Here is a 20,120-nt window from a genome sequence, read left to right as displayed (position 1 = left end):
CGGACGGGGACGGCCGGTGAGGGGGCGGCCGGTCACTGGGCGCGGATCGCGTCCGCCGGCGGAGTCCGCAGGGCCTGCCGGGTGGGCAGCTCGATGGTGAGGAAGGCGGTGACCGTCACCGTGAGGGCGAGGCCGGGCAGGAGCCAGACCGGGCCTGCGGGCCAGGGCCGGCCGAGGAAGCCCTGGCCCAGCAGCGCCAGCGGGATCGCGGAGAGCAGGAGGGCCGTGGTGAGGGCGGTGGCCGCCGTCATCGCGGCCTCGCGGCGCATCATCGCCCGGATCTGCCGGGGTGTGGTGCCGTTGAGGCGGAGGGCGCCCAGTTCGACCCGGCGCTGGGCGGTGGCCGCGACGAGCTTGTTGGCGATGCTCAGCAGGAGGTAGACGAGCAGGACCACGATCGTGGCGAGGTTGATCCACACCTCGGGCGGTGCGTCCTTCAGGCCGCCGGTGGACGGGGAGGTGGCGGGTCCGAGGGTCAGGCCGGGGCGGGACGCGGCGAGCGCCGTCAGGTTCTGTCGTGCCGCCGCCGTGCCGTCCGTGCGAATCAGGAGGGACTGGTCGAGGGCCGTCGTGGTGTGTCCGGCGGCGAGGTCGTGGGCCAGCACCACCGTGCCGAAGCCGAGCCCTCGGTCGTAGACCGCGACCACCTTGGGGTGGACCTCCGTGCCGTCGCCGAGGACCAGGTCGATCGTGTGGCCCACGGTCGCGGACCGCGTCCGGGCGACATCGCTGCTGACGGCGACGGTCGCGCCGGTGAGGCGGCCGAGGCTGCCGTCCCGTACGCCGAGGTCGAGGACGCCCGCCGCGTCCGGGGTGAGGATCGTCGCGGCACCCGACTCGGCCGCCGGGTCGCCGAACTCCTTGTACTGCCACACCACGGTGGTCGAACCGACGGGCGCGGCGGCCCGTACGCCCCGCGTCGTGCGTACGGCGGCGGGCGTGCCGTCGGGCAGGCCGCCCAACGCCGTTGCGCTCAGCCGGAGTTGGGCCAGGGTCCCGGTCGTCGTGTCCTGTGCGGTGGCGGCCAGGACGGTCGTCTGGGTGAAGGTGTACGTCAGCACGAACACGACCGCCATGGCCAGCGTGGAGACGATCCCCGCGTTGCGCAGGGCGTAGGCGCGCAGGTTGGCCATCGCCAGCCAGGTCGGCGCGGAGCCGCCGTGCCGTGTCGCACGGGCCGCCGCCCCGCCGACGCCCCGCACCAGCGCCGGTCCCGCCAGGGCCAGCCCGATCGCCCCGATGATCCCGGCGAGCGAGGTCGCGGTGGCGCCGATGACCGTGCGGGAGAACAGCGGCAGCGCCGACCCCGCGGTCGCCACGACGATGACGGCCACGCCGATCCGGGTCCGGGTCCGCGACGGATCACGCGGCTCGCTGCGCGACTCGGCGACCGCCTCGGTCGCCGGCATCCGCGAGGTCCGCCAGGCCGACCCGCGTGCCGACACCTGGACGGCGAGCAGCATCAGCACGACCGCGGCGAACGCGGGCAACGGGCTGAAGGTGAGCGGCAGTTGGGCCGGTATCACACCCCGGTCCGCGAGCAGTCCCCTGAACTGTCCGGCCAGCAGATACCCGAGCCCCACCCCGGGTGCCACGGCGACGGCCGCGACCACCGTCGACTGCGCCGCGGCCAGCCGCCGGATCTGCTTCGGCGTCGCGCCCACCGCCCGCATCAGCGCCAGGTCCCGCCGTTGCCCGCCGATCGCCACGGCCAGCGCGCTCGCCATCACGAACCCGGTGATCAGCAGCACGATCCCGGACAGCGACCCGGCCAGCAGCACCAGCAGCGACCGCGAGGCCCCGGCCCCGGGCGCCGCCGTGTCGCCCCGCCCGGCTCCGGTGACGGCCAGGAGTCCGGTGCCCTTCAGCTTCGTACGGACTTCGGCGGCGACCCGCGACTCGGCGCCGGGCGCGGTGCGCAGACCGACCAGGTCGACACGGCTGGACAGGCCCGACAGTTTTGTGGCCGTCCTGTCGGCGAAGTAGACACCGGCGCCCGGGGCGTTGACCACCGCCGACACGCGATAGCCGCTCGCGGGCCGGGAGTTGACGACGACCTGGACGCGGTCGCCCGGCTTGACACCGGCCGCCGCGGCGGTCGTACCGTCCACCGCGACCTCGCCGGCACCGGTGGGCGCGCTGCCCTCGATGCGCGGGGCGGCCAGCAGCTTCGTCGAGGACCAGCCGTGCCCCGTCACCTGCGGGTCCTCGGACGACGCCGCCACGACCCGGCCGTGCGCGTCGACGAGAGCGGCCGGGAAGCCGATGTCGCCGACGGCCTCGGTCACGCCCGGCAACGTGCCGAGCTCGCCGACAAGTTGGGCCGGGACGCGACGACGTTCCGGGAGGGCGAGCGGGAGGTCGCCCGGCGGGTGGAACTCCTGGTCGGCGGCGACCACGACGGAGGCTCCGGCGAGGCGGCCCGCGGGCAGGTGGGAACGGAGGCCGGACTCGGCGAGGACGCCGGTCGCGGTGACCAGGGCCGCGCCGCCGAGCACCGCGCAGGCCACGGCGATCAGGGCGGTGACCCGGTGGCCGACCATCTGTAGCGCGAGACGGAACATGGCTCAGGCCCTCCCCAACTCGACGAGACGGCTTGCCAGTTCGGCGGCGGTGGGTGCCTTGAGGGCGTCGACGACCCTGCCGTCGGCCATCACCAGCACGTGGTGGGCGCGGGCGGCGGCGGCCGGGTCGTGGGTGACCATCACGACCGTCTGGCGCAGGTCGTCGACGAGGTCGCGGAGCAGGTCGAGTACCTCGTGGGCGCTGCGCAGATCGAGCGCCCCGGTCGGTTCGTCGGCGAACACGACAGCGGGGCGGGCCACCAACGCCCGTACGACGGCGGCTCTTTGCTGCTGGCCGCCGGACAGCTCGGCCGGGCGGTGGGACAGCCGGTCCGCGAGCCCGACCCGCTCGACCAGCGTGCGCAGCCAGTCGCGGTCGGCGGTGCGGCCCGCCAGCCGGAGCGGCAGCGTGATGTTGTCCTCGATGGAGAGGGACGGGATCAGGTTGTACGCCTGGAACACGAACCCCACGCGCTCACGACGGAGTTGGGTCCGCTTGGTCTCGTTCAGCCCGGCGATCTCGCGGCCTTCGATGCGGACACTGCCCGACGTCGGGGAGTCGAGCCCGGCGGCACAGTGCATCAGCGTGCTCTTGCCGGAGCCGGAGGGCCCCATCACGGCGAGGAAGGTGCCGCGCTCCACGGTCAACGACACGTCGTCCAGGGCGCGTACGCCCCCGGGGTAGGCCTTGCTGACGCCGTCCAGGGCGATGGCGGCGGTGCTCACTGCGGTGGTGGTGGTGTTCATCGCCGGCCCCGCAGACCGCGTACCGCGAGGGTGCCCGCGCACAGCACGGTGACCGCGCCGCACACCAGGTGCACCCAGGTGTCGGCGCCGCCGAAGGACACCGCCATGTTGGCGACCGCGCTGGCCACCACCGCCGTCCAGAGGAGGGTGCGGGCGATGTCCCCGGGGCTGAGCCGGTCGGGATCGGTGCTCGTCGTGTCCGGCATGGGGGCTTCTCCCGTGGTCGTGTGCCGTACGTCCTGTCGTCACCGACGCTATGGATCAGCACCCCTCGCGGCCGATCCCGCAGCCCGCCCGGTTCGGGGTACAGCAGGCTGTACTCCTTGTTTCTCCACCCTTCCTCCGCCCCCGGGGAACAGCCGTACGGCATAGGGTCCTCCGCATGACAGCGAGCACGCGCGAGGCCGGTGACGGGGCGGTCGCGGCCATCCCCCGCGAGAGCGCCAAGGACATCGCGCTACGGACCCTGCGCGCCGCCGCCCGTGCCGTCGCGCAACTCGCCTCCGGCCTCAACACGGCAGCGCGTGCTGTGCTGTTGACGCTGTGGCTGGCCCTCGCCGCCGTGACGAGCGTGGTCGGGGTGGGGCTGCTGATGGCGCCCGCGGCGCTGCGCGCCCTGCACTCCCTGGCCGGACGGGAGCGCGACCGGCTCGCCCGCTGGGGCCCGGAGGTCGTCGCCCCGGAGCCACCGCCGACGCGGCTGCGGGCGGCCCTCGCCGACCCCGCCACCCACCGTGAACTGCGGTGGCTGGTACGGCACTCCACCGTCGGGGCGCTGCTCGGGGCGGCCGGGGTGCTGCTGCCGGTCCTCGCCGTGCGGGACACCGCGTTCCCGCTGTACTGGACGTTCATGCCCGCGAACACGACGGCCACCTCGCTCGGCGTCGGCAGCGCGCACACCTGGCCGGACGCCCTCGCCGTGGCGCTGCTGGGCATCGGCTGGATCGCGATCATCCTGGGGTTGACACCCGGCATGGCCCGGCTCCAGTCGGGCCCGGGACAGCTGCTCCTGGCGGCCGGTCCGGACGTCGATCTGTCCCTGCGAGTAGCGGAGTTGACCGCGACGCGGGCCGCCGCGCTCGACGCGCACGCGACCGAACTCCGGCGCATCGAGCGGTCGTTGCACGACGGCGCGCAGAACAGGCTCGTCTCCGTCGCCGTGTTGCTGGGAGCGGCCCGCCGCATGGTGGCCCGCGACCCCGAGGGCGCCGACGAACTCCTCGAACGCGCCCAGTCCGCCGCCGAACAGGCGCTGGCCGAACTGCGCACGGTCGCCCGCGGCATCCTCCCGCCGGTGCTCGCCGACCGGGGTCTCGCGGGCGCGCTCTCCGGTCTCGCCGCGGACAGCGCGGTGCCGTGCCGGATCGACGTGGACGTGCCCGCGCGCTGCGCCGCGTCCGTCGAGGCCACCGCCTACTTCGTCGTCGCCGAGGCCCTGACCAACATCGCCAAGCACAGCGGGGCGCGGCACGCGACGGTCACGGCACGCGGCAGCGGCGACCGGCTCCTGCTGCGCGTCGAGGACGACGGCCGGGGCGGCGCGGACGCGGAGGGCGGCTCGGGGCTCACCGGCATCCGGCGCCGTGTCGCCGCGCACGACGGCGGCCTCACCCTGACCAGCCCACCGGGCGGCCCGACCGTCCTGGCCGTGGATCTCCCCTGCGGTATGTGAGGCGGGGATCGTGACGAGCGAAGAGAGCCGAGAGCCTGCGATGCGGTACCTGAACAGGAAGGCCTGACGGACATGCGGATCGTGATCGCCGAGGACGACGCGCTGCTGCGCGAGGGGCTCGCCCTGCTGCTGCGCGCCGAGGGCCTGGACGTGGTGGCCACCGCCGGCACCCCGGACGAGGCCCTGGACGCCATCGACGTCCACAAGCCCGATGTCGCCATCCTCGACGTGCGGATGCCGCCGACCCACACCGACGAGGGCATCGTCGCCGCCGTCGAGGCCCGGCGGCGCCGCCCCGACCTCGCGGTGCTCGTGCTCTCCGCGTACGTCGAGCAGAGCTTCGCCACGGAGCTGCTCGGCGGCGGGGTCAGTGGGCTGGGGTATCTGCTCAAGGAACGGGTGGGCCGGGTCGAGGAGTTCCTCGACGCGCTGCACCGCGTGGCGGCGGGCGGCACCGCCATCGACCCCGAGGTCGTCGCCCAGCTCTTCACCCGCTCCCGCCAGGACACCCGCCTCGACCGGCTCAGCCCGCGCGAACGCGACGTACTCGCCCTGATGGCCGAGGGGTTGGGCAACTCGGCCATCGCCGGAAAGCTCGTCGTCACCGACGGCGCCGTCCACAAACACATCCGCAGCATCTTCGCCAAGCTCGACCTGTCCCCCACGGACCAGGTCGACCGACGGGTCGCGGCGGTCCTGCGCTATCTGGAGGACCTACGACGGCAGGGGTGACCGGCCGTCGGGCCGAGCCCCTTGGTACAGCAGGCTGTACGGCGGACCGGCCCGTGCGCTGGATCGATCACCGTGTGCCGTCTCCCTAGGTTGGTGAACACACCGCGAGTCCGGAGCGCCGGACCACCAACTCCCCTGGAGACAGCCCATGTTGAAGCCCCGTCACCTCACCGCCGTAGCCGCGCTGGCCGCCGTCGGACTGGGTCTGGCGACGCCCATGGCGAGCGCCACGGAGTCCCGGCACCGGAGCACGCTCCAGCAGAGCGTGGACGCCATCGAGAAGACCGGAACGGTCGCCGTCGTGGCCCAGTCGACGGGTCCGGGCGGCCGGCGGTACGCCACCACCGGGGTCTCCGACACCGCGACGGGCCGGGCGGCCCGGGTCACCGACAAGTTCCGGATCGCCAGCAGCACGAAGGCGTTCGTGTCCACGGTGATGCTCCAACTGGTCGGTGAGGGAAGGGTGTCGCTGGACGACACGGTCGAACACTGGCTGCCCGGCGTGGTGGACGGCAACGGGAACGACGGAAACGCCATCACCGTACGGCAGTTGCTGAACCACACCAGCGGACTCTTCAACTACACGGCGGACTTCCCGGCGATCACGACGGCGGCGGGCTTCGAGGCCGACCGCTACACGACGTGGACCTCGCAACAGCTGGTCGGCATCGCGATGCGGCACGCCCCGGACTTCGCGCCGGGCACGCAGTGGGAGTACTCCAACACCAACTACATCCTCGCCGGGATGATCGTCCAGAAGGCCACCGGCCACACGTGGCAGCAGGAGGTGACCCGGCGGATCATCCGCCCGCTGTCCCTGCGCGACACCTCCGCCCCGGACACGTCCGCCCGCATCTCCGGCCAACACCTGCACGGTTACTCGGACTTCGGCGAAGGCGGCCCGGTCATCGACGTCACCGACTTCAACCCGTCGGCCGCGGGTTCGGCGGGCGCGATGATCAGCACGACGGGCGACCTGACCCGCTTCTTCTCGGCCCTCGTCGGCGGCAAACTCCTGCGCCCGGCCCAGCTGGCGGAGATGAAGACGACGGTACGAGCCGCGTCCCTCGACCCCGTCTGGCCCGGCGCCCGCTACGGCCTCGGCCTGATGGAGATCCCCCTGACCTGCGGCGGCGTCTACTACAGCCACGCTGGCGACCTCTCCGGCTACACCACCCGCGACGGGGTCAGCGCGGACGGCCGCCATGCCGTGGTGCTGGAGGCGACGGGGGACGGGGCGTCCGATCTGTCGACCGAGGTGGCGCAGAACGCGTTGATCGACACGGAGCTGTGCGGCGCCGGGGGGAAGTAGGGGACCTGGGGGAGGTCAGGGTCGTAGGGGATCTCAAGCACCTAGGGGATGTCGGGGGGTCGTAGGGGACGGGTTCGGCTGGCGGCGCCCAGGGTTTCTGGGCGCCGCCTCCTGCGGTCAACTGCCGTGTGCCACCGGCTCGATGACGTCCTTGCGGGTCACCGCCAGGTGGACGACCAGGCCGAGGATGACGGCCAGGAACAGCGCGCTGGTGACGACGGTGCCGAGGCCGATGCCGCCGTCGCCGGTCGGCTGGGAGAGGTAGTCGCCGATCGAGGCGCCGAGCGGGCGGGTGAGGACGTAGGCGATCCAGAAACTCACCACCGCGCCCAGGCCCAGCGCGCGGTGGGCGATCGCGACCGCGCCGATGGCCAGGGCGAAGAGGGTCGCGGCGAGCCAGTAGCCGAGGTTCATGCGCTCGGAGACCAGGTCACCGGCCGCCGTGCCGAGGGCGAAGGTGAACAGGACGGCCAGCCAGTAGTACGCCTCGCGGCCCGTCGTGTCGATGCTGTGGATCGACAGGGTGCCCTCGCGCCGGTACCAGACGACGAAGACGACCGCGAGGGCGATCGCGAACACCGTGGTGGTGGTCTCCAGCGGGACGCCCATGTTGTCGGTGAGGTTGTCGCTGATCAGGGTGCCGACCACGCTGATGAGGGCCACGGCGAGCCAGTACACGCCCGCGCGGTAGGCGGCCGTACGGAACTGGACGACCAGGACGACCGCGAGCAGCGCGCTCATCAGCAGCGACACCCCGGTCAGGCCCAGGCCCGCCTTCTCGTTGAGCAGGTCGGCCGCGGTCTCGCCGACCGTCGTGCACAGCACCTTGATGATCCAGAAGTACGCGGTGACTTCGGGGACCTTGTTGCGGCGCGGGCGGGGCGGGGCGGGTGGCGGCGGGGCGGCGGTGTCGCCGCTGCGGGGGATCTCGTAGGTCATGGGGTCCGACGGTGCCAGCGGGTGCCTGAACGCATCCTGACTGCCGCGGGGCGCCGGCTTCGTCTACAGTTCGGTAGACCGTCTACATGACTGTAGTCACCATGGTCACGGCACGGCAGTCAGCACAGGAGGACCATGCGCCCGGCCATCCTGGTCGTCGAGGACGATCACACCCTGCGGGACGTGCTGATGCGCGGGCTGCGCGACGAGGACTTCGACACCGTGCCCGCGCCGGACGGGGCGACCGCGCTGCGGCTGGCCGGTGCGGACATCGCCGCCGTCGTGCTCGACATCGGGCTGCCCGACGCCGACGGGCGGGACGTGTGCCAGGCGATGCGGGCGAACGGCTTCCGCTCCCCCGTCGTCTTCCTGACCGCCCAGCACCGGCTGCCCGACCGGCTGTCCGGGTTCTCGGCGGGCGGCGACGACTATCTGACCAAGCCGTTCCATCTCGTCGAACTCGCGGCCCGGCTGCGGGCGGCGCTGCAGCGGACGGCGCGTCCGCCCGCCGCGCCGGAGGGAGAGCCGCCGGAGGGTGACCTGATCCTGGATGCCGTCCGGCACGCGGTCGGCGTCCGGGACACCCGGGTCGGCCTGACCCCGACCGAGTTCCGCCTGCTGGCCGCGCTCATGGCCGCGTCGGGCGGGCTCGTGGGCCGCCGCGAACTGGTCCGCGCGGCCTGGCCCGAGGGCGCCCGCGTCCACGACAACACCCTCGACCAGTACCTGACCCGCCTCCGGCGCAAACTCCGCGAGGCGGGCAGCACCCGCACGATCGGGACGGCTCGCGGGGTCGGGCATCGGTTGACCTGAGCGGGGACGGGGATGGGGAGGGGGATGGGGCGGGCGGCGCCGGGGAGCGGCACGTCGTAGCGCCAAGGGGAGGGGCTCGTCGTAGCGGCACCGGGAAGGTCCCGTCGTAGCGCCACGGGGAAAGCCCCGTCGTAGCGCCAGGCGGAGGGTCTGTCGTGACATGGGGCTGAACTCCCTTGCCTCGTAAGGCGGGAGGACCGGACGAACCGAAGAAACGGGACGGGCCGGACGAGCCCAGGGGGCAAGGGAACCGAGGGAGCCGAGGGAGCCGACGCCGTACCGCCGTGTCACACCACCGCGTCGCGCCGTACGTCCTTGCCCGAGACCGCCAGGTAGCCGACGAAGCCGAGGATCGCCACCGTCCAGGCGGCCGTGACCGGGCCGAGTCCCAGCGCGAGCCCGCCCCGGCCGTGGCCGACGGCCATCCAGTCGGCGACGGAGGCGCCGAGCGGGCGGGTGATGACGTAGGCGGACCAGAAGGCGAGGACCGCGCCCATCCGGCCCGCGCGGTGCGCGACGGCGGGGACGGCGATCGCGACGGCGTACAGGACGGCGGAGCCGAGGTAGCCGAGGCCGATCGTGGCGGTGAGGTCGCCGGCGGCGGTGCCGAGGGCGAAGGTGGCGAGGACGGCGGCCCAGTAGAAGGTCTCGCGGCGGCGGGTGGTGATGCTGTGGATCGACAGGGTGCGCTCGCTCGCGTACCAGAGGGCGAAGACGGCGGCCAGCGCGAGCAGGAAGAACGGCGTGGAGAGGGCGTACGGCACCCCGAGCCCGACGTGCAGCACGTCCGCGGCCATCGTGCCGAAGACGCTGACCATGACGATCGCCGTCCAGTAGATCCAGGCGACGTACCGGCGGGCGGTGAACTGGACCGCCAGCGCCGCGACGAGGGCGAGCCCGCCGAGGCCGACCGCCGGGATCGGGCCGAACAGATGGGCCAGGAAGTCGGAGGCCGTCTCGCCCATGCCGGTGGTCAGCACCTTGATGATCCAGAAGTAGACGGTCACCTCCGGCACCTTGCTCGCCGCGTGCGGGATGCGGCGCGGAGGCCGGTCGTGGGTGAGGTGATCTGTCGTCATGCGGGCACCCTGACACGGTCCCCGACCCTCCCCCCAGCCCCCTTTGCCAGAGCTTTTGCGCTTCCGGTGCATGAGTTGCCCAAGTCCCACACGGACCTGAAAGCAACCTGAACGAGAGCGGGGAAGCGCTGGTCAGGGGCGTGGGCGGGGTGCTATCGGCGCTCGGGGGCCACTCTTCCCGTCCCAGCCCGCCGAGCCGTCCGCACGAGACGCGCGACTCTCATCGTGAGAGTGGACTTGCATAAAGAGAGCCGACCCCCTACCTTCATGAGAGCCAGCTCTCAGCACGCGAGAACACGAGAACAAGCGACAAGGACCCCACCATGACCACGCCTGCCTCCACCCCCGCTTCCACCCCGGCCTCCACCCGCACCGTCGCCCTCCCCGGCGGACTCTCGGTCACCGTCCAGGAGTTCGGCGAGAACACGGAGGGCACCGGCGTCCTGGTGCTGCACGGCGGCGCCGGCCCGCGCACGGTGGCCGGCTTCTCCGCAGCCCTGTCCGAGCACGTCTACGTCGTGGCGCCGACCCACCCCGGTTTCGACGGCACGCCCCGCCCGGACGGCTTCGACTCGGTCGCCGACCTGGCCATCGCCTACCTGGACCTGCTCGACGCCCTGGACATCAAGGACGTCATGGTGATCGGCAACTCGGTCGGCGGCTGGATCGCGGCGGAGATGGCCCTTCGCGACAACAAGGGCCGCATCGGCGCCCTGACCCTCCTGAACGCGGTCGGCATCCACGCCCACATGGTCGAGAACCGCGTCGTCGACCCGCGCACCATGGCCCCGGCCGACATCAGCCAACTCTCCTTCGCCAAGGCCGAGTTCCGCCCCGACTTCACCTCCTTCACCGACGCCCAGCGAGCCGCGACCGCCGCCAACCAGCAGACCCTCGCGATCTACGGCGGCGACCACTTCACCTACGACCCGAAGCTCCGCGCCCGCCTCCACCGCGTGACCGTCCCCGTCCTGGTCGTCTGGGGCGAGGAGGACGGCATAGCCCCCCTCAAGTACGGCCGCGGCTACGCCGACGCCTTCCCCGAGGGCCACTTCGCCCCCATCCCGGACGCGGCCCACTTCCCCCAGATCGAGGCGCTCGGCGCGACGCTGGAGGCGATCGGCAACTTCGTGAACACGGTGGTGAAGCCGGGCTCGACGGACTGAGGTCGCTCCAGCCACACGACCGGGGCCCGGGTCGTCAACCTGGGCCTCAAGGCCGACAACCGGGTCGAGCTCGACGCGCTCAGGGTACGAACTCGCGATGTCATCAGCCGACTTGTCGGCCAGGGCAAGCAACACCTTTGATGCGTACGCCGGACAAGAAGTGCGCGGCCGGCTCTGACAGGTCACCTCTTGGCCATCAGCTGAGCCCGACCGTCGGTTAGGTCCCGGACACGTTCTCCGGGCCGCCCCCGGGAAGATCGGGGATGCAACCATTCCCTACGGAGCTGGAACCCCCGGAAGCCGGCCGCGCGCTTGCGACCATAGCCGTAGGCACTGACAACGGGCCTGTCGGAGAAGGTCTGTTGGTGCATGCCAGTGGTTCCTCGACAGACAACTCCGGCCGTGGACGCGGGCCCGCATTCCGTCAGATCCAGCCCCCCCCTCACCGAAACGCCGCAACATTCCGCCCCGCCCACTCAGCGAACGTACGCGGCGCTCGCCCCAAGACCCGCTCCACATCCGGGCTGATGCGGAGTTCCTCCGGCGTCGGGGCGCCGAGGATGGTGAGGGTGTCTTCGGCGAGTTCTGGGGGCATCGCCTGGGACATGGCGGACTTGGCCTCGGCTCGGGTGAGGTTGTGGAAGTGGATCGGGGTGCCCAGGGTGGTGGCGATGGCATCGGCCTGGGCGCGGGGGGCGATTACCTCCGGGCCCGTCAACTCGTAGGTTGTGCCAGTGTGTTGGTCGGTCAGGAGGCCGGCCGCCGCCACCTCGGCTATGTCCGTGGGATCGATGATCGGTACGCCCACGTCACCGAAGGGGGCCGCGACGACCCGTTGGGCGCGGACGGACTCGGACCACCACAGGGCGTTGGAGGCGAAGCCGCCGGGGCGGAGGATGGTCCACTCCAGGGTGGAGTTCCGTAGGACGTCCTCCAGGGCGCGCATCGCTATGCGGGTCGGGCCGAAGGGCCTCGTCGACACGCCCTGGGTGGAGAGGAGGACGATGCGGCGGACTCCCGCGGTGTCGGCCGCGCGGATGATGTCGGCGGGGTTGGAATCGGGGGAATGCAGGTCGCCGGAGAGCAGGAGGAACAGTGCCTTCGCTCCCGTCAACGCGGGTGTCAGGCTTGCCGGTTGGGCCAGGTCGGCGACCACGTGGCGGACGCCGTCCGGCACCGTCGCCGTGTGCCTGGACACCGCCGTCACCTCCTGGCCCGCTTCCGCCAACGCCCTCGTCAGCGGCCTGCCGATGTTGCCGGTGGCCCCGGTCACCACGATCATGTTCAGCTCCTTGTCGCCCGTACTTCGGTGGGCCTCACGCTAGGAGCTGGGCTAACTTTCGGTAAGGACATACCCCGAGGTAAGCTCCTCACGTGACTGAAGGCTTGCAGCGCAGGCGGGTTGAGCCCGGGGCTCGGTATGAGGTGTTTCACACCGACTGCCTCGCGCGGACTGTCGTCGACCACGTCACCAGCCGGTGGGGGATCTGGGTGCTGATCTCCCTGCGCCGCAACAGCCTCCGGTTCTTCGAACTGCGCGAGAGCATCCAGGGGATCAGCGAGAAGATGCTCGCCCAGACCCTGCGCTCCCTGCTCGATGACGGCCTGATCTGGCGCGAGGTCGAGCCGACCACCCCGCCCCAAGTCACCTACGGCCTCACCGAGTTCGGGCGTGATGTCGGGGAGCCGCTGTCGGAGCTCTTCGATCGCATCACGCGCCGGTTGTCGGAGCGGGACGTAGCTCTCTAGGCCTGCAGCGCGTCGTCCGTACGGCACCCTCACCGCACGCGTCACCCTTCCGACGTACGGGTCACACCCCCGCCACCCCGGATCCGCTGGCCGATGAAGAACGCCGCCCGATCCAACGCCTCGTCCGCCTCGTCCAGGACGCCCGCGAAGGACTGGAAGACGTGTGGGACGTCGGCGGTGATGTCGAGGATGACGTCCACCCCGGCGTCCCTCGCGCGGGTGGCCAGGCGGGTGGAGTCGTCCAGGAGTACTTCGTAGGTGCCCGCCTGCAGAAGGAGAGGGGGCAGGCCGGTCAGGTCGGCGGAGACGGCGGGGCTGAGCAGGGGGTGGTGGGGGTCCTCTCCCCCGCGGTACATCGCTCCGGTGTACTCCAGGCCCGCGCGGGTGAAGTACGGGTCGACGTCCGCCTTGGTCTCCATGCTCTCGCCGGTGCGGGTCGCGTCGAGGCCGGCGGAGAACGTGACGATCGCGGCGGGCAGCGGCAGACCCGCGTCGCGGGCGGCGAGGCAGGTGGTGACCGCGAGGCCGCCGCCCGCGGAGTCGCCGGCGAACACGATCGTCGCAGGGTCCTCGCCGCTGTCGAGCAGTGCGCGGTACGCGCTGAGGCAGTCGTCGATCGCGGCCGGGAACGGGTGCTCGGGGGCGAGCCGGTAGTCCAGCGAGTACGACCTGACCCCGGTCCGGGTCACCAGGTTCCCCGTGAGGGACAGCGCCGTCTCCGGTGAGCCGACCACGAAGCCGCCGCCGTGGAAGTAGAGGATCGTCCCGGTTCGCGGGGTGCCGGTCGGTTCGACCAGCAGTGCGGGGCGGTCACCGAGGGACGTGGCGCGGGTGTCGAGCCCCGCCGGGACCAGCATCTCCGCCATCAACACCCGGAATCCGGCCCGGAGTTCCTCCACCGACGCGGGGGCCTCCGGCTCGCCGCCCTCCGGCCGGGGCCGCCGTACCATCGCGTCGATCTTCGCGCGCTGCTGCCTGCTCATGGTCGCCTCCGTCGCACGTACCACCCAAGAACCGCATGCCAAGAGCCACACACTCAAGAACCGCATGCTCGGGAACCGCATGCCCAGGAATTACCTTCCCAGGAATGTAGACTAAACTATATGCCATGGCATCCAAGTCAAGCCGCGGCCCGATCGACCTCCCGGGCTTCTTCGCCGATCTCGTCCGCTGCGAGACCCGCCTCTACAACGCGCTCAACGACCGTCTTCGCGAGCGGCACGGGATCGTCACCTCGCAGTACGAGTCCCTGCGCTTCCTGCGTGACCACCCCGGGTCCCGGGTCGCGGACCTCGCCACCGAGTTCGCCATCGGCATCGGCGCGAGCAGCAAGGGCGTCGACCGGCTGGAGAAGCAGGGGTGGGTCGTACGGCGGAGCAATCCGTCGGATCGCCGCTCGTCGCTGCTGGAGCTGACCGCCGCGGGCCGGCAGCTCATCGAGGCGGCGGAGGGCACCTTCACCACGACCATGACCGAGCTGGCCGCGGACATCCTCGACGGTCCGTCGGGAGCGGCCGCCGCGCACTTCCTCTCGGAGCTGCGCGCCACCCTCGAACACGACCAGATCGGCCTGCCTACGGGCTGATCGCCCGTCCTGTGCGGCTGCCCGTTCCGACGGCGAGCGAGCCGGAGGACAGCCGCCTGACGCTCGTTCACATTACCGAAACGTAACCTACCGACGGGTATCACGAGTAACTTACCGGTAGGTAAGTTCGAGACGAACCACTTCTCCAGCGGCGCCGGCGCACCCGTGGGACGCGGGTGCGCCGGCGTGCCGCCGCTTCCTGCCGGCCGCTTCACAGGAGGTTCGTCATGCCCACCCCACCTGTCATGACCACCACACCCAGCACCTCTGCGCGCCAACGACGCCTGTTCGGCGCCTCGTTGACCGTCGCCGTCTGTCTCACCGCCCAGGCCGTCGCCCTCACGAGCGCCACCGCCGCCACCGCCGCATCCCCCTCCGCCACGGCCGACGTCGTGTCCAGAGGCGTCACCATCCCCGAGTTCTACAACCCGCCTGCCACCCTCCCCGCCGCCGACGGCGCCCTCGTCCGCAGCGAGCCGCTCCCCCTCGCGCTCAGCCTGCCGGGGCTCGACGGCTCCACCCTCCCCGGCACCGCGACCCGCCTGATGTACAAGTCCACGGACTCGAACGGACAGCCCGTCGCCGTCACCGGCGCCTACATCGAACCGTCCGCCGACTGGTCGGGCACCGGTCCGCGCCCCCTCGTCGCGGTCGCCCCCGGCACCCTGGGACAGGGCGACCAGTGCTCCGCGTCGATGGGACTGGAACACCCGCTGTCCCTCAACAGCCAGACGGTGACCGTGGGTTACGAGGACCTGGCGATCTACCGGCTCCTCGCGAAGGGCGTCGCCGTCGTCGTCACCGACTACGTCGGCCTGGGTGCGACCGACCGGCTGCACACCTACGTCAACCGGATCGACGAGGCGCACGCGGTGCTGGACGCGGTGCGTGCCGCGCGTTCGGTCGGCGGGGCCTCGGTCACCGCCGGTTCGCCGGTCGGGCTCTACGGCTACAGCCAGGGCGGCGGGGCGACCGCGGCCGCCGCCGAACTCCAGTCGTCCTACGCCCCCGACGTCACCCTCTCCGGCACCTACGCCGGTGCCCCGCCCGCCGATCTGACCTCCGTCACCAAGGCCATCGACGGCAGCGAACTCGCGGGCGCGCTGGGCTGGTCGCTCAACGGGTTCCTGCAGTCCGACCCGTCCCTGAAGCCGCTCGCCGAGGCGCATCTCAACGACGCGGGGAAGGCGGCGCTCACCGACCTGTCGACGATGTGCGTCGGCGACGCGCTGTTCGGCTACGCCTATAAGAAGAGCACCAGTTGGACCACGGACGGCGAGTCCCTCAGCGAGATCATCGCCTCGACTCCCGCCCTCCAGAGCTTCCTCGACAGCCAGCGCATCGGCACGATGAAGCCGTCCGGCCCGGTCCGCCTCGCCACCGGCGTCAGCGACAACCTCGTCCCGCACGCCCAGGCCCGCCAACTCGCCCTCGACTGGTGCGCGAAGGGCGCCGACGTCACGTACAAGCCCGTCGTCCTGCCCAGTGTCGGCAGCGCGCTCCTCAACCACTTCGCGCCGCTGCTCACCGACCAGGGCGCCGCCATCTCCTGGCTCACCGACCGCCTCGCCGGAAAGGCCACGACCTCCAACTGCTGGACCATGCCGGTACAGCCCTGACCGGTCGCTCGACCGGTAATCGGTCGCGGCACCGGTCGGCTCGTCACCGGGTCGGGAGGCGATTCGCGATCTCCCCTACGACCGCTGCCGCCAACCCCCGCGCCACACCGCACAGTTGCTTGCCCGGTCGCGGCGCGTACACGGTGAGCTGGAACAGCTCGGTGGTCTCCTCGCCCACCGAGTCCGTGTACGTGCGGTGCGGGGTCCGTACGGTGCAGCTGTCGTCCTCGGCCTCGTCGGCGACGACGTAGCTCTTGACGCCGGCGACGTTCACGGGCGTTCCGTCGTCGGCGTCGAGGGAGTTGTCCCGGCTGAACTGGATCTCGACGTCGCGCTTGCCGTCGTCGCTCGACCAGTCGCAGTCCCAGGCGCCGAACCCCCGGTCCTGGTTGTCGTGTTGGACACCGGGGACCTGCTTGAGGTCGGTGGCGTCGAGCAGGTCGCAGGCGTCCAGGCGGGCCAGGGAGTTCGCTGCCGGTGCCGAGGCGCGGCGGGGTACCGGGCCGCCGGACAGGACGCCGACCACGTGATCGGTCGCGGCGTCGGCGAGTTGGCACGGGTCGGGTGACGACGGGGCCAACTGCTGCCCGATGACCCTGATCTGGGTGCCGTCGGTGGGCAGCACCGCCCGGTCGCAGGTGTTGCCGTCCCGTTTGATCGTGACGACCGTGATGCCGCCGACCAGGCGCGTGGACTGGATGCCGTCGAAGTCGTCCCGGTCCGTGTCGAGGTTGACCTGGATGTCCGCAGTGTCGTCGCCGCCGGCGTTGTGCACGAGGACGTCGCACCGGTCGATCTCCCCGTAGTCCGGGTCGAGTTCGGTGTGCCCGAAGCGGCTGAGCGAGGCCGCGTCGACGAGGCCGCAGGGGTCCGCCGTGCGGGCGTCGCCCATGGTCCCGGCGCGCGCGGAGGCTGAGTGCTTCGCGTCGGTCAGGCCAATGTCCTTGCCACCGTTGTCCTTTGAGTCCCAGGGGCCGAAGAGGACCAGCCCGGCCGTGACCGCGCCCACCGTCACCAGGGCCGCCGCCGCGATCGCCGGCGGGCGGCGGCGGATACGGCGGGGCAGCGGGAGGGTGAGGACGTCCCGGGTACGGCGGGCGGCGCGGCCCAGCCGGAGGGTCGAGGACGCGAGGTCGAGGGTGCGGTGGTCGTCCAGTTGCTGCTGGATGTGCGCGGGCGGCGGGGCGGCGCGGGTCAGCAGTTTCCGTGCCTGCGCCGCGTCGGGCCGGTCCCGGGGCTCGACCTCCAGCAACGCGGCCAGTGGCTCGGCGAGTTGGCCGGCCCGGCGGGTGGGCTCGATGTGTCCTTCGACGGCCCGGGCGAGATAGGTCATGAGGTGTTCGGCCTCGCCGTACGGCGACTGTCCCTCGACCGCCGCGAACAGCGAGGCGCCCAGGGAGAACACGTCCGCCTTCTCCCCCGCGGGTTGCCCCTTCGCCAACTCCGGCGCCAGGTAACGGGGTTTGCCGCGCACGGTACCCGTCGTGCTCTGGGTGGCGTCGTTGCCCAGGGCGCGGGAGATGCCGAAGTCGGTGAGGCGGGCGACGCCTTCGTCGGTGACGAGGATGTTCTCCGGGGTGACATCGCCGTGCACCACGCCCGCGGTGTGCGACTTCACCAGCGCGTCCGCGATCTGGCAGCCGATCGACCCGGCCTCCTCGGGCGCCAACGGGCCGCGCTCGGCCATGAGTTGGGCGAGGCTGCGGGAGGGGACGTACTCCATGACGATCCAGCAGGTGGTGCCCTCGTCGACGTAGTCGAAGACGGCCACGATGTTCGGGTGGTGCAGGCGGCCCGCGTTGCGGGCCTCGCCCATCAGGCGCCGGGTGGCCCGGTCGTCGTCCAGGCGGGCGCACTTGACCGCGACCCAGCGTTGCAGCCGTTCGTCCCAGGCCCGCCAGACGACGCCCATGCCGCCGGTGCCGATGGGTTCGTGCAGGAGATACCGGCCGTCGATCCTGTCCCCGGCCGCTGGCGCCACCGACACCGCCCCCACCCCACCCTTCACTCACGCACGGTTCTGACGGGTAACGGAGTGTACAGATCGGGCACTTGGAGGTGATCGCATTCACGGGACTTCAGGCGGACCCACCCCGAACCACCACACCCCGTCCTCGGCCGCCGCGGCCTGCTCACCATGACCAGGTCACCGGCAGTTCGCGCAGCCCGTACACGATGGCGTCCCGGTTGTAGGTGAGCTGGTCGGCGGGGACGGCCAGGCGCAGGGCGGGCAGGCGGCGGAGCAGGGTGGTCAGGATGATCTGGAGTTCCACGCGGGCCAGGGTCTGGCCCAGGCACTGGTGGATGCCGTAGCCGAACGCGACATGGCGGCGGGCGTCGCGGGTGAGGTCGAAGTCGGCGCCGGAGGTGAAGAGTCGCTCGTCACGGTTGGCCGTGGACAGCATGCAGATCACGCCCTCGCCCGCCGGGATCGTCACCTCGCCCACCCGTACGGTCTCGGTCGCCGCCCGGCCGAGACCGAGGTGGATGATCGTGAGGTGACGCAGGAGTTCCTCCACCGCCCCGCGCACCAACTCCGGCTGTTCGCGCAGCAGTTCCGCCTGGTCGGGGCGGCGGAGCAGGGCCAGGACGCTGACGGCGGTCATGTTCGCGGTCGACTCGTGCCCGGTGACCAGCAATAGGAAGCCGAGTGACGCGGTCTCCTGGTCGGTGAGGTCGTCGCGGGCGGCGAGCCTGCTGAGGATGTCGTCGGCGGGCTCGCGGCGTTTGCGCTCCGCCAACCGCGCCAGATAGCCCATGAGTTCGGCATGCGCCCGCTCCGCGTCCGGGCGGCTGGTGCGGTTGTCGAGGAGGGTGCGGCTGAGCGACTGGAACAGGTCGTGGTCCTCGTACGGCACCCCGAGCATCAGGCAGATGACCAGCGACGGGATCGGCAGCGCGAAGTCGGCCACCAGGTCGGCCGAGTCGCGGCCCTCGGTCATGCGGTCCACGGCGCGGTCGACGATGTCCTGGATACCCGGGCGCAGTTCCTCGATCCGCCTGACCAGGAAGTCCTTGGTGACCATGCGGCGCAGCCGGGCGTGCTCGGGGTCGTCCATGCGGATGAAACTCGGCTTGGCGGTGGCCAGTTCACGCTGTCCGGCGGAGAGGAACGGGAAGCCCGGGGTGCGCGCGTCCGCGCTGAAGCGGGCGTCGGCCAGGACGGCGCGGACCTCGTCGTAGCCGGTCACCAGCCAGCACGCGGTGCCGTCCGGGAGCGTGGCGCGGGAGACGGCGGCCTCGCGGGCGGCGGCGGTGTAGGCGGGCGGCGGGTCGAAGGAACAACTGCCGTAGGGGGCAGGCAGGTTGAGGGCGGGGAGGGCGGTGACGGTCATGAGTGGGCGGTCTCCTCGTGGTCGACGAGTGTGATGGCACCGCTGGGGCACAGGTCGGCGGCGAAGCGCACCTCGTCGGCGTAGCGCGCGTCCGGGTCCGGGACGAGCAGGGTGACCCGGCCGTCCGACTCGTCCTGCTCGAACACCTCGGGCGCCACGCCCACGCACTGGCCCGCGCCGCAGCAGCGGTCCCGGTCCAGGAGCACGGTGAGCGAGGGCTGCCGGTCCGAGGGGGTGCGGAGGGTGTTGAGCGTCGTGCACATGGTGGCGGTCTGGCCTGCCAGGACCAGGAGTTCGACGAGTTGCTCGGGGGTGAGGAAGCGGGCCAGCCGGTCCCAAACAACCCCGGGAATGGGTGAGTTGGCGGCGAGCAGGTCGGCCGCCTCCAGGAGGGCGCGGTCCTCCGGCTGCCAGGGGTGGACGGCCAGGCCGGCCGCCGTCGCGTCGATCTCCGCGCCCGTCAGCCCGGCGTCCTCGGCCGGGACGCGGTGCCGGCCGTGGACGTAGGGCGCGTCGAGCCGGTGCGCGACCCGCAGCACGACCAGCTCGCGTCTTCGGTGACCGAGGGTGCCCTCGTGGGTGAGGACCCGCGCGAGGGAGAGCCAGGCGTGGGCGAGGACGGGGTGGTGGGCGAGCGTGCCGAAGAGGTTCTCCCGGCCGGGGCCGTCCTGGCGGGAGTCGGCGAGCAACGACCGCAGAACCGGGGGCCATTGGGCGGGCGGGAGGGGAGGGATGCGCGGGGTGCGGGTCGCGGTCATGGGGCTCTCACCTTCTTACGGTGGCGGGGTCTGGGGAGTTGTCGTGGTGG

At 72.0% G+C, this 20,120-nt stretch carries 18 protein-coding genes; 8 read left to right on the top strand and 10 right to left on the bottom strand.

Annotated features, from left to right (window positions below; genetic code table 11):
- Positions 1-32: 32 nt before the first annotated feature.
- The 3 genes from OHT77_RS23940 to OHT77_RS23930 are packed head-to-tail and all read right to left on the bottom strand — an operon-like array spanning position 33 to position 3,517.
- Complete coding sequence (locus OHT77_RS23940; RefSeq protein ID WP_328830540.1) at positions 33-2,564, bottom strand: ABC transporter permease; 2,532 nt, start codon at positions 2,562-2,564, stop codon at positions 33-35.
- Positions 2,565-2,567: 3 nt separating this feature from the next.
- A complete protein-coding gene (locus tag OHT77_RS23935; RefSeq protein ID WP_328830539.1) occupies positions 2,568-3,311 on the bottom strand; it encodes an ABC transporter ATP-binding protein in 744 nt (247 codons plus the stop codon).
- Positions 3,308-3,517, bottom strand: a complete 210-nt coding sequence (locus OHT77_RS23930) for a hypothetical protein (RefSeq protein WP_266770193.1) — start codon at positions 3,515-3,517, stop codon at positions 3,308-3,310. The genes OHT77_RS23935 and OHT77_RS23930 overlap by 4 nt, the downstream gene beginning before the upstream one ends.
- Positions 3,518-3,693: 176 nt before the next feature.
- Between OHT77_RS23930 and OHT77_RS23925 the strand changes: the two genes are divergently transcribed.
- From OHT77_RS23925 to OHT77_RS23915, 3 genes are all read left to right on the top strand, one after another.
- Entirely contained in the window at positions 3,694-4,983 is a 1,290-nt protein-coding gene (locus tag OHT77_RS23925) for a sensor histidine kinase (RefSeq protein WP_328830538.1), read from the top strand.
- Positions 4,984-5,055: 72 nt separating this feature from the next.
- On the top strand, positions 5,056-5,715 hold the full coding sequence (locus OHT77_RS23920) for a response regulator transcription factor (RefSeq protein ID WP_266770195.1): 660 nt from the start codon (positions 5,056-5,058) through the stop codon (positions 5,713-5,715).
- Positions 5,716-5,863: 148 nt separating this feature from the next.
- Positions 5,864-7,027, top strand: coding sequence for a serine hydrolase domain-containing protein (locus tag OHT77_RS23915; protein ID WP_328830537.1), 1,164 nt, complete (start codon positions 5,864-5,866; stop codon positions 7,025-7,027).
- A 117-nt stretch (positions 7,028-7,144) separates the two neighbouring features.
- On the opposite strand, the gene OHT77_RS23910 is transcribed toward OHT77_RS23915, so the two are convergent.
- Positions 7,145-7,966: a COG4705 family protein gene (locus tag OHT77_RS23910; protein WP_328830536.1), complete on the bottom strand. Its 822-nt coding sequence runs from the start codon at positions 7,964-7,966 to the stop codon at positions 7,145-7,147.
- Positions 7,967-8,101: 135 nt separating this feature from the next.
- Between OHT77_RS23910 and OHT77_RS23905 the strand changes: the two genes are divergently transcribed.
- Positions 8,102-8,779, top strand: a complete 678-nt coding sequence (locus tag OHT77_RS23905) for a response regulator transcription factor (RefSeq protein WP_328830535.1) — start codon at positions 8,102-8,104, stop codon at positions 8,777-8,779.
- Positions 8,780-9,066: 287 nt separating this feature from the next.
- Here OHT77_RS23905 and OHT77_RS23900 read toward each other — a convergent pair whose 3' ends face one another.
- A complete protein-coding gene (locus tag OHT77_RS23900; RefSeq protein ID WP_328830534.1) occupies positions 9,067-9,858 on the bottom strand; it encodes a COG4705 family protein in 792 nt (263 codons plus the stop codon).
- 323 nt (positions 9,859-10,181) lie between these two features.
- Here OHT77_RS23900 and OHT77_RS23895 point away from each other — a divergent pair, with 323 nt between their 5' ends.
- The gene (locus tag OHT77_RS23895) at positions 10,182-11,024 is read left to right on the top strand and encodes an alpha/beta fold hydrolase (protein WP_328830533.1); all 843 of its coding nucleotides are present in this window, start codon (positions 10,182-10,184) and stop codon (positions 11,022-11,024) included.
- 442 nt (positions 11,025-11,466) lie between these two features.
- On the opposite strand, the gene OHT77_RS23890 is transcribed toward OHT77_RS23895, so the two are convergent.
- Complete coding sequence (locus OHT77_RS23890) at positions 11,467-12,306, bottom strand: SDR family oxidoreductase (RefSeq protein WP_328830532.1); 840 nt, start codon at positions 12,304-12,306, stop codon at positions 11,467-11,469.
- Between the two features lie 92 nt (positions 12,307-12,398).
- Between OHT77_RS23890 and OHT77_RS23885 the strand changes: the two genes are divergently transcribed.
- Positions 12,399-12,773, top strand: a complete 375-nt coding sequence (locus tag OHT77_RS23885; protein ID WP_328830531.1) for a winged helix-turn-helix transcriptional regulator — start codon at positions 12,399-12,401, stop codon at positions 12,771-12,773.
- Between the two features lie 41 nt (positions 12,774-12,814).
- Here the strand turns inward: OHT77_RS23885 and OHT77_RS23880 are convergent, their stop codons facing one another.
- Positions 12,815-13,756, bottom strand: a complete 942-nt coding sequence (locus tag OHT77_RS23880; RefSeq protein ID WP_328830530.1) for an alpha/beta hydrolase — start codon at positions 13,754-13,756, stop codon at positions 12,815-12,817.
- Positions 13,757-13,881: 125 nt separating this feature from the next.
- Here OHT77_RS23880 and OHT77_RS23875 point away from each other — a divergent pair, with 125 nt between their 5' ends.
- Both OHT77_RS23875 and OHT77_RS23870 read left to right on the top strand, forming a co-directional pair.
- The gene (locus OHT77_RS23875; protein ID WP_328830529.1) at positions 13,882-14,358 is read left to right on the top strand and encodes a MarR family winged helix-turn-helix transcriptional regulator; all 477 of its coding nucleotides are present in this window, start codon (positions 13,882-13,884) and stop codon (positions 14,356-14,358) included.
- Positions 14,359-14,585: 227 nt separating this feature from the next.
- Positions 14,586-15,977, top strand: coding sequence for an alpha/beta fold hydrolase (locus tag OHT77_RS23870; protein WP_328830528.1), 1,392 nt, complete (start codon positions 14,586-14,588; stop codon positions 15,975-15,977).
- A 43-nt stretch (positions 15,978-16,020) separates the two neighbouring features.
- On the opposite strand, the gene OHT77_RS23865 is transcribed toward OHT77_RS23870, so the two are convergent.
- From OHT77_RS23865 to OHT77_RS45045, 3 genes are all read right to left on the bottom strand, one after another.
- Positions 16,021-17,964, bottom strand: a complete 1,944-nt coding sequence (locus OHT77_RS23865) for a serine/threonine-protein kinase (protein ID WP_328830527.1) — start codon at positions 17,962-17,964, stop codon at positions 16,021-16,023.
- Positions 17,965-18,109: 145 nt separating this feature from the next.
- Positions 18,110-19,312 (bottom strand): cytochrome P450, encoded by a 1,203-nt coding sequence (locus OHT77_RS23860; RefSeq protein ID WP_328830526.1) that lies wholly within the window; start codon positions 19,310-19,312, stop codon positions 18,110-18,112.
- Complete coding sequence (locus OHT77_RS45045) at positions 19,309-20,070, bottom strand: ferredoxin (protein WP_443048101.1); 762 nt, start codon at positions 20,068-20,070, stop codon at positions 19,309-19,311. The genes OHT77_RS23860 and OHT77_RS45045 overlap by 4 nt, the downstream gene beginning before the upstream one ends.
- Positions 20,071-20,120: the final 50 nt, after the last annotated feature.

It is taken from the genome of Streptomyces sp. NBC_00252, assembly GCF_036187565.1.
GTDB lineage: Bacteria > Actinomycetota > Actinomycetes > Streptomycetales > Streptomycetaceae > Streptomyces.
This window is presented reverse-complemented; position numbering and strand designations above follow the sequence as displayed.

Excerpts from the sequence above, each read along its gene's own strand:
- OHT77_RS23940 (WP_328830540.1), bottom strand. The coding sequence starts at position 2,564 with ATGTTCCGTCTCGCGCTACAGATGGTCGGCCACCGGGTCACCGCCCTG.
- OHT77_RS23935 (WP_328830539.1), bottom strand. The coding sequence starts at position 3,311 with ATGAACACCACCACCACCGCAGTGAGCACCGCCGCCATCGCCCTGGAC.
- OHT77_RS23930 (WP_266770193.1), bottom strand. The coding sequence starts at position 3,517 with ATGCCGGACACGACGAGCACCGATCCCGACCGGCTCAGCCCCGGGGAC.
- OHT77_RS23925 (WP_328830538.1), top strand. The coding sequence starts at position 3,694 with ATGACAGCGAGCACGCGCGAGGCCGGTGACGGGGCGGTCGCGGCCATC.
- OHT77_RS23920 (WP_266770195.1), top strand. The coding sequence starts at position 5,056 with ATGCGGATCGTGATCGCCGAGGACGACGCGCTGCTGCGCGAGGGGCTC.
- OHT77_RS23915 (WP_328830537.1), top strand. The coding sequence starts at position 5,864 with ATGTTGAAGCCCCGTCACCTCACCGCCGTAGCCGCGCTGGCCGCCGTC.
- OHT77_RS23910 (WP_328830536.1), bottom strand. The coding sequence starts at position 7,966 with ATGACCTACGAGATCCCCCGCAGCGGCGACACCGCCGCCCCGCCGCCA.
- OHT77_RS23905 (WP_328830535.1), top strand. The coding sequence starts at position 8,102 with ATGCGCCCGGCCATCCTGGTCGTCGAGGACGATCACACCCTGCGGGAC.
- OHT77_RS23900 (WP_328830534.1), bottom strand. The coding sequence starts at position 9,858 with ATGACGACAGATCACCTCACCCACGACCGGCCTCCGCGCCGCATCCCG.
- OHT77_RS23895 (WP_328830533.1), top strand. The coding sequence starts at position 10,182 with ATGACCACGCCTGCCTCCACCCCCGCTTCCACCCCGGCCTCCACCCGC.
- OHT77_RS23890 (WP_328830532.1), bottom strand. The coding sequence starts at position 12,306 with ATGATCGTGGTGACCGGGGCCACCGGCAACATCGGCAGGCCGCTGACG.
- OHT77_RS23880 (WP_328830530.1), bottom strand. The coding sequence starts at position 13,756 with ATGAGCAGGCAGCAGCGCGCGAAGATCGACGCGATGGTACGGCGGCCC.
- OHT77_RS23875 (WP_328830529.1), top strand. The coding sequence starts at position 13,882 with ATGGCATCCAAGTCAAGCCGCGGCCCGATCGACCTCCCGGGCTTCTTC.
- OHT77_RS23870 (WP_328830528.1), top strand. The coding sequence starts at position 14,586 with ATGCCCACCCCACCTGTCATGACCACCACACCCAGCACCTCTGCGCGC.
- OHT77_RS23860 (WP_328830526.1), bottom strand. The coding sequence starts at position 19,312 with ATGACCGTCACCGCCCTCCCCGCCCTCAACCTGCCTGCCCCCTACGGC.
- OHT77_RS45045 (WP_443048101.1), bottom strand. The coding sequence starts at position 20,070 with ATGACCGCGACCCGCACCCCGCGCATCCCTCCCCTCCCGCCCGCCCAA.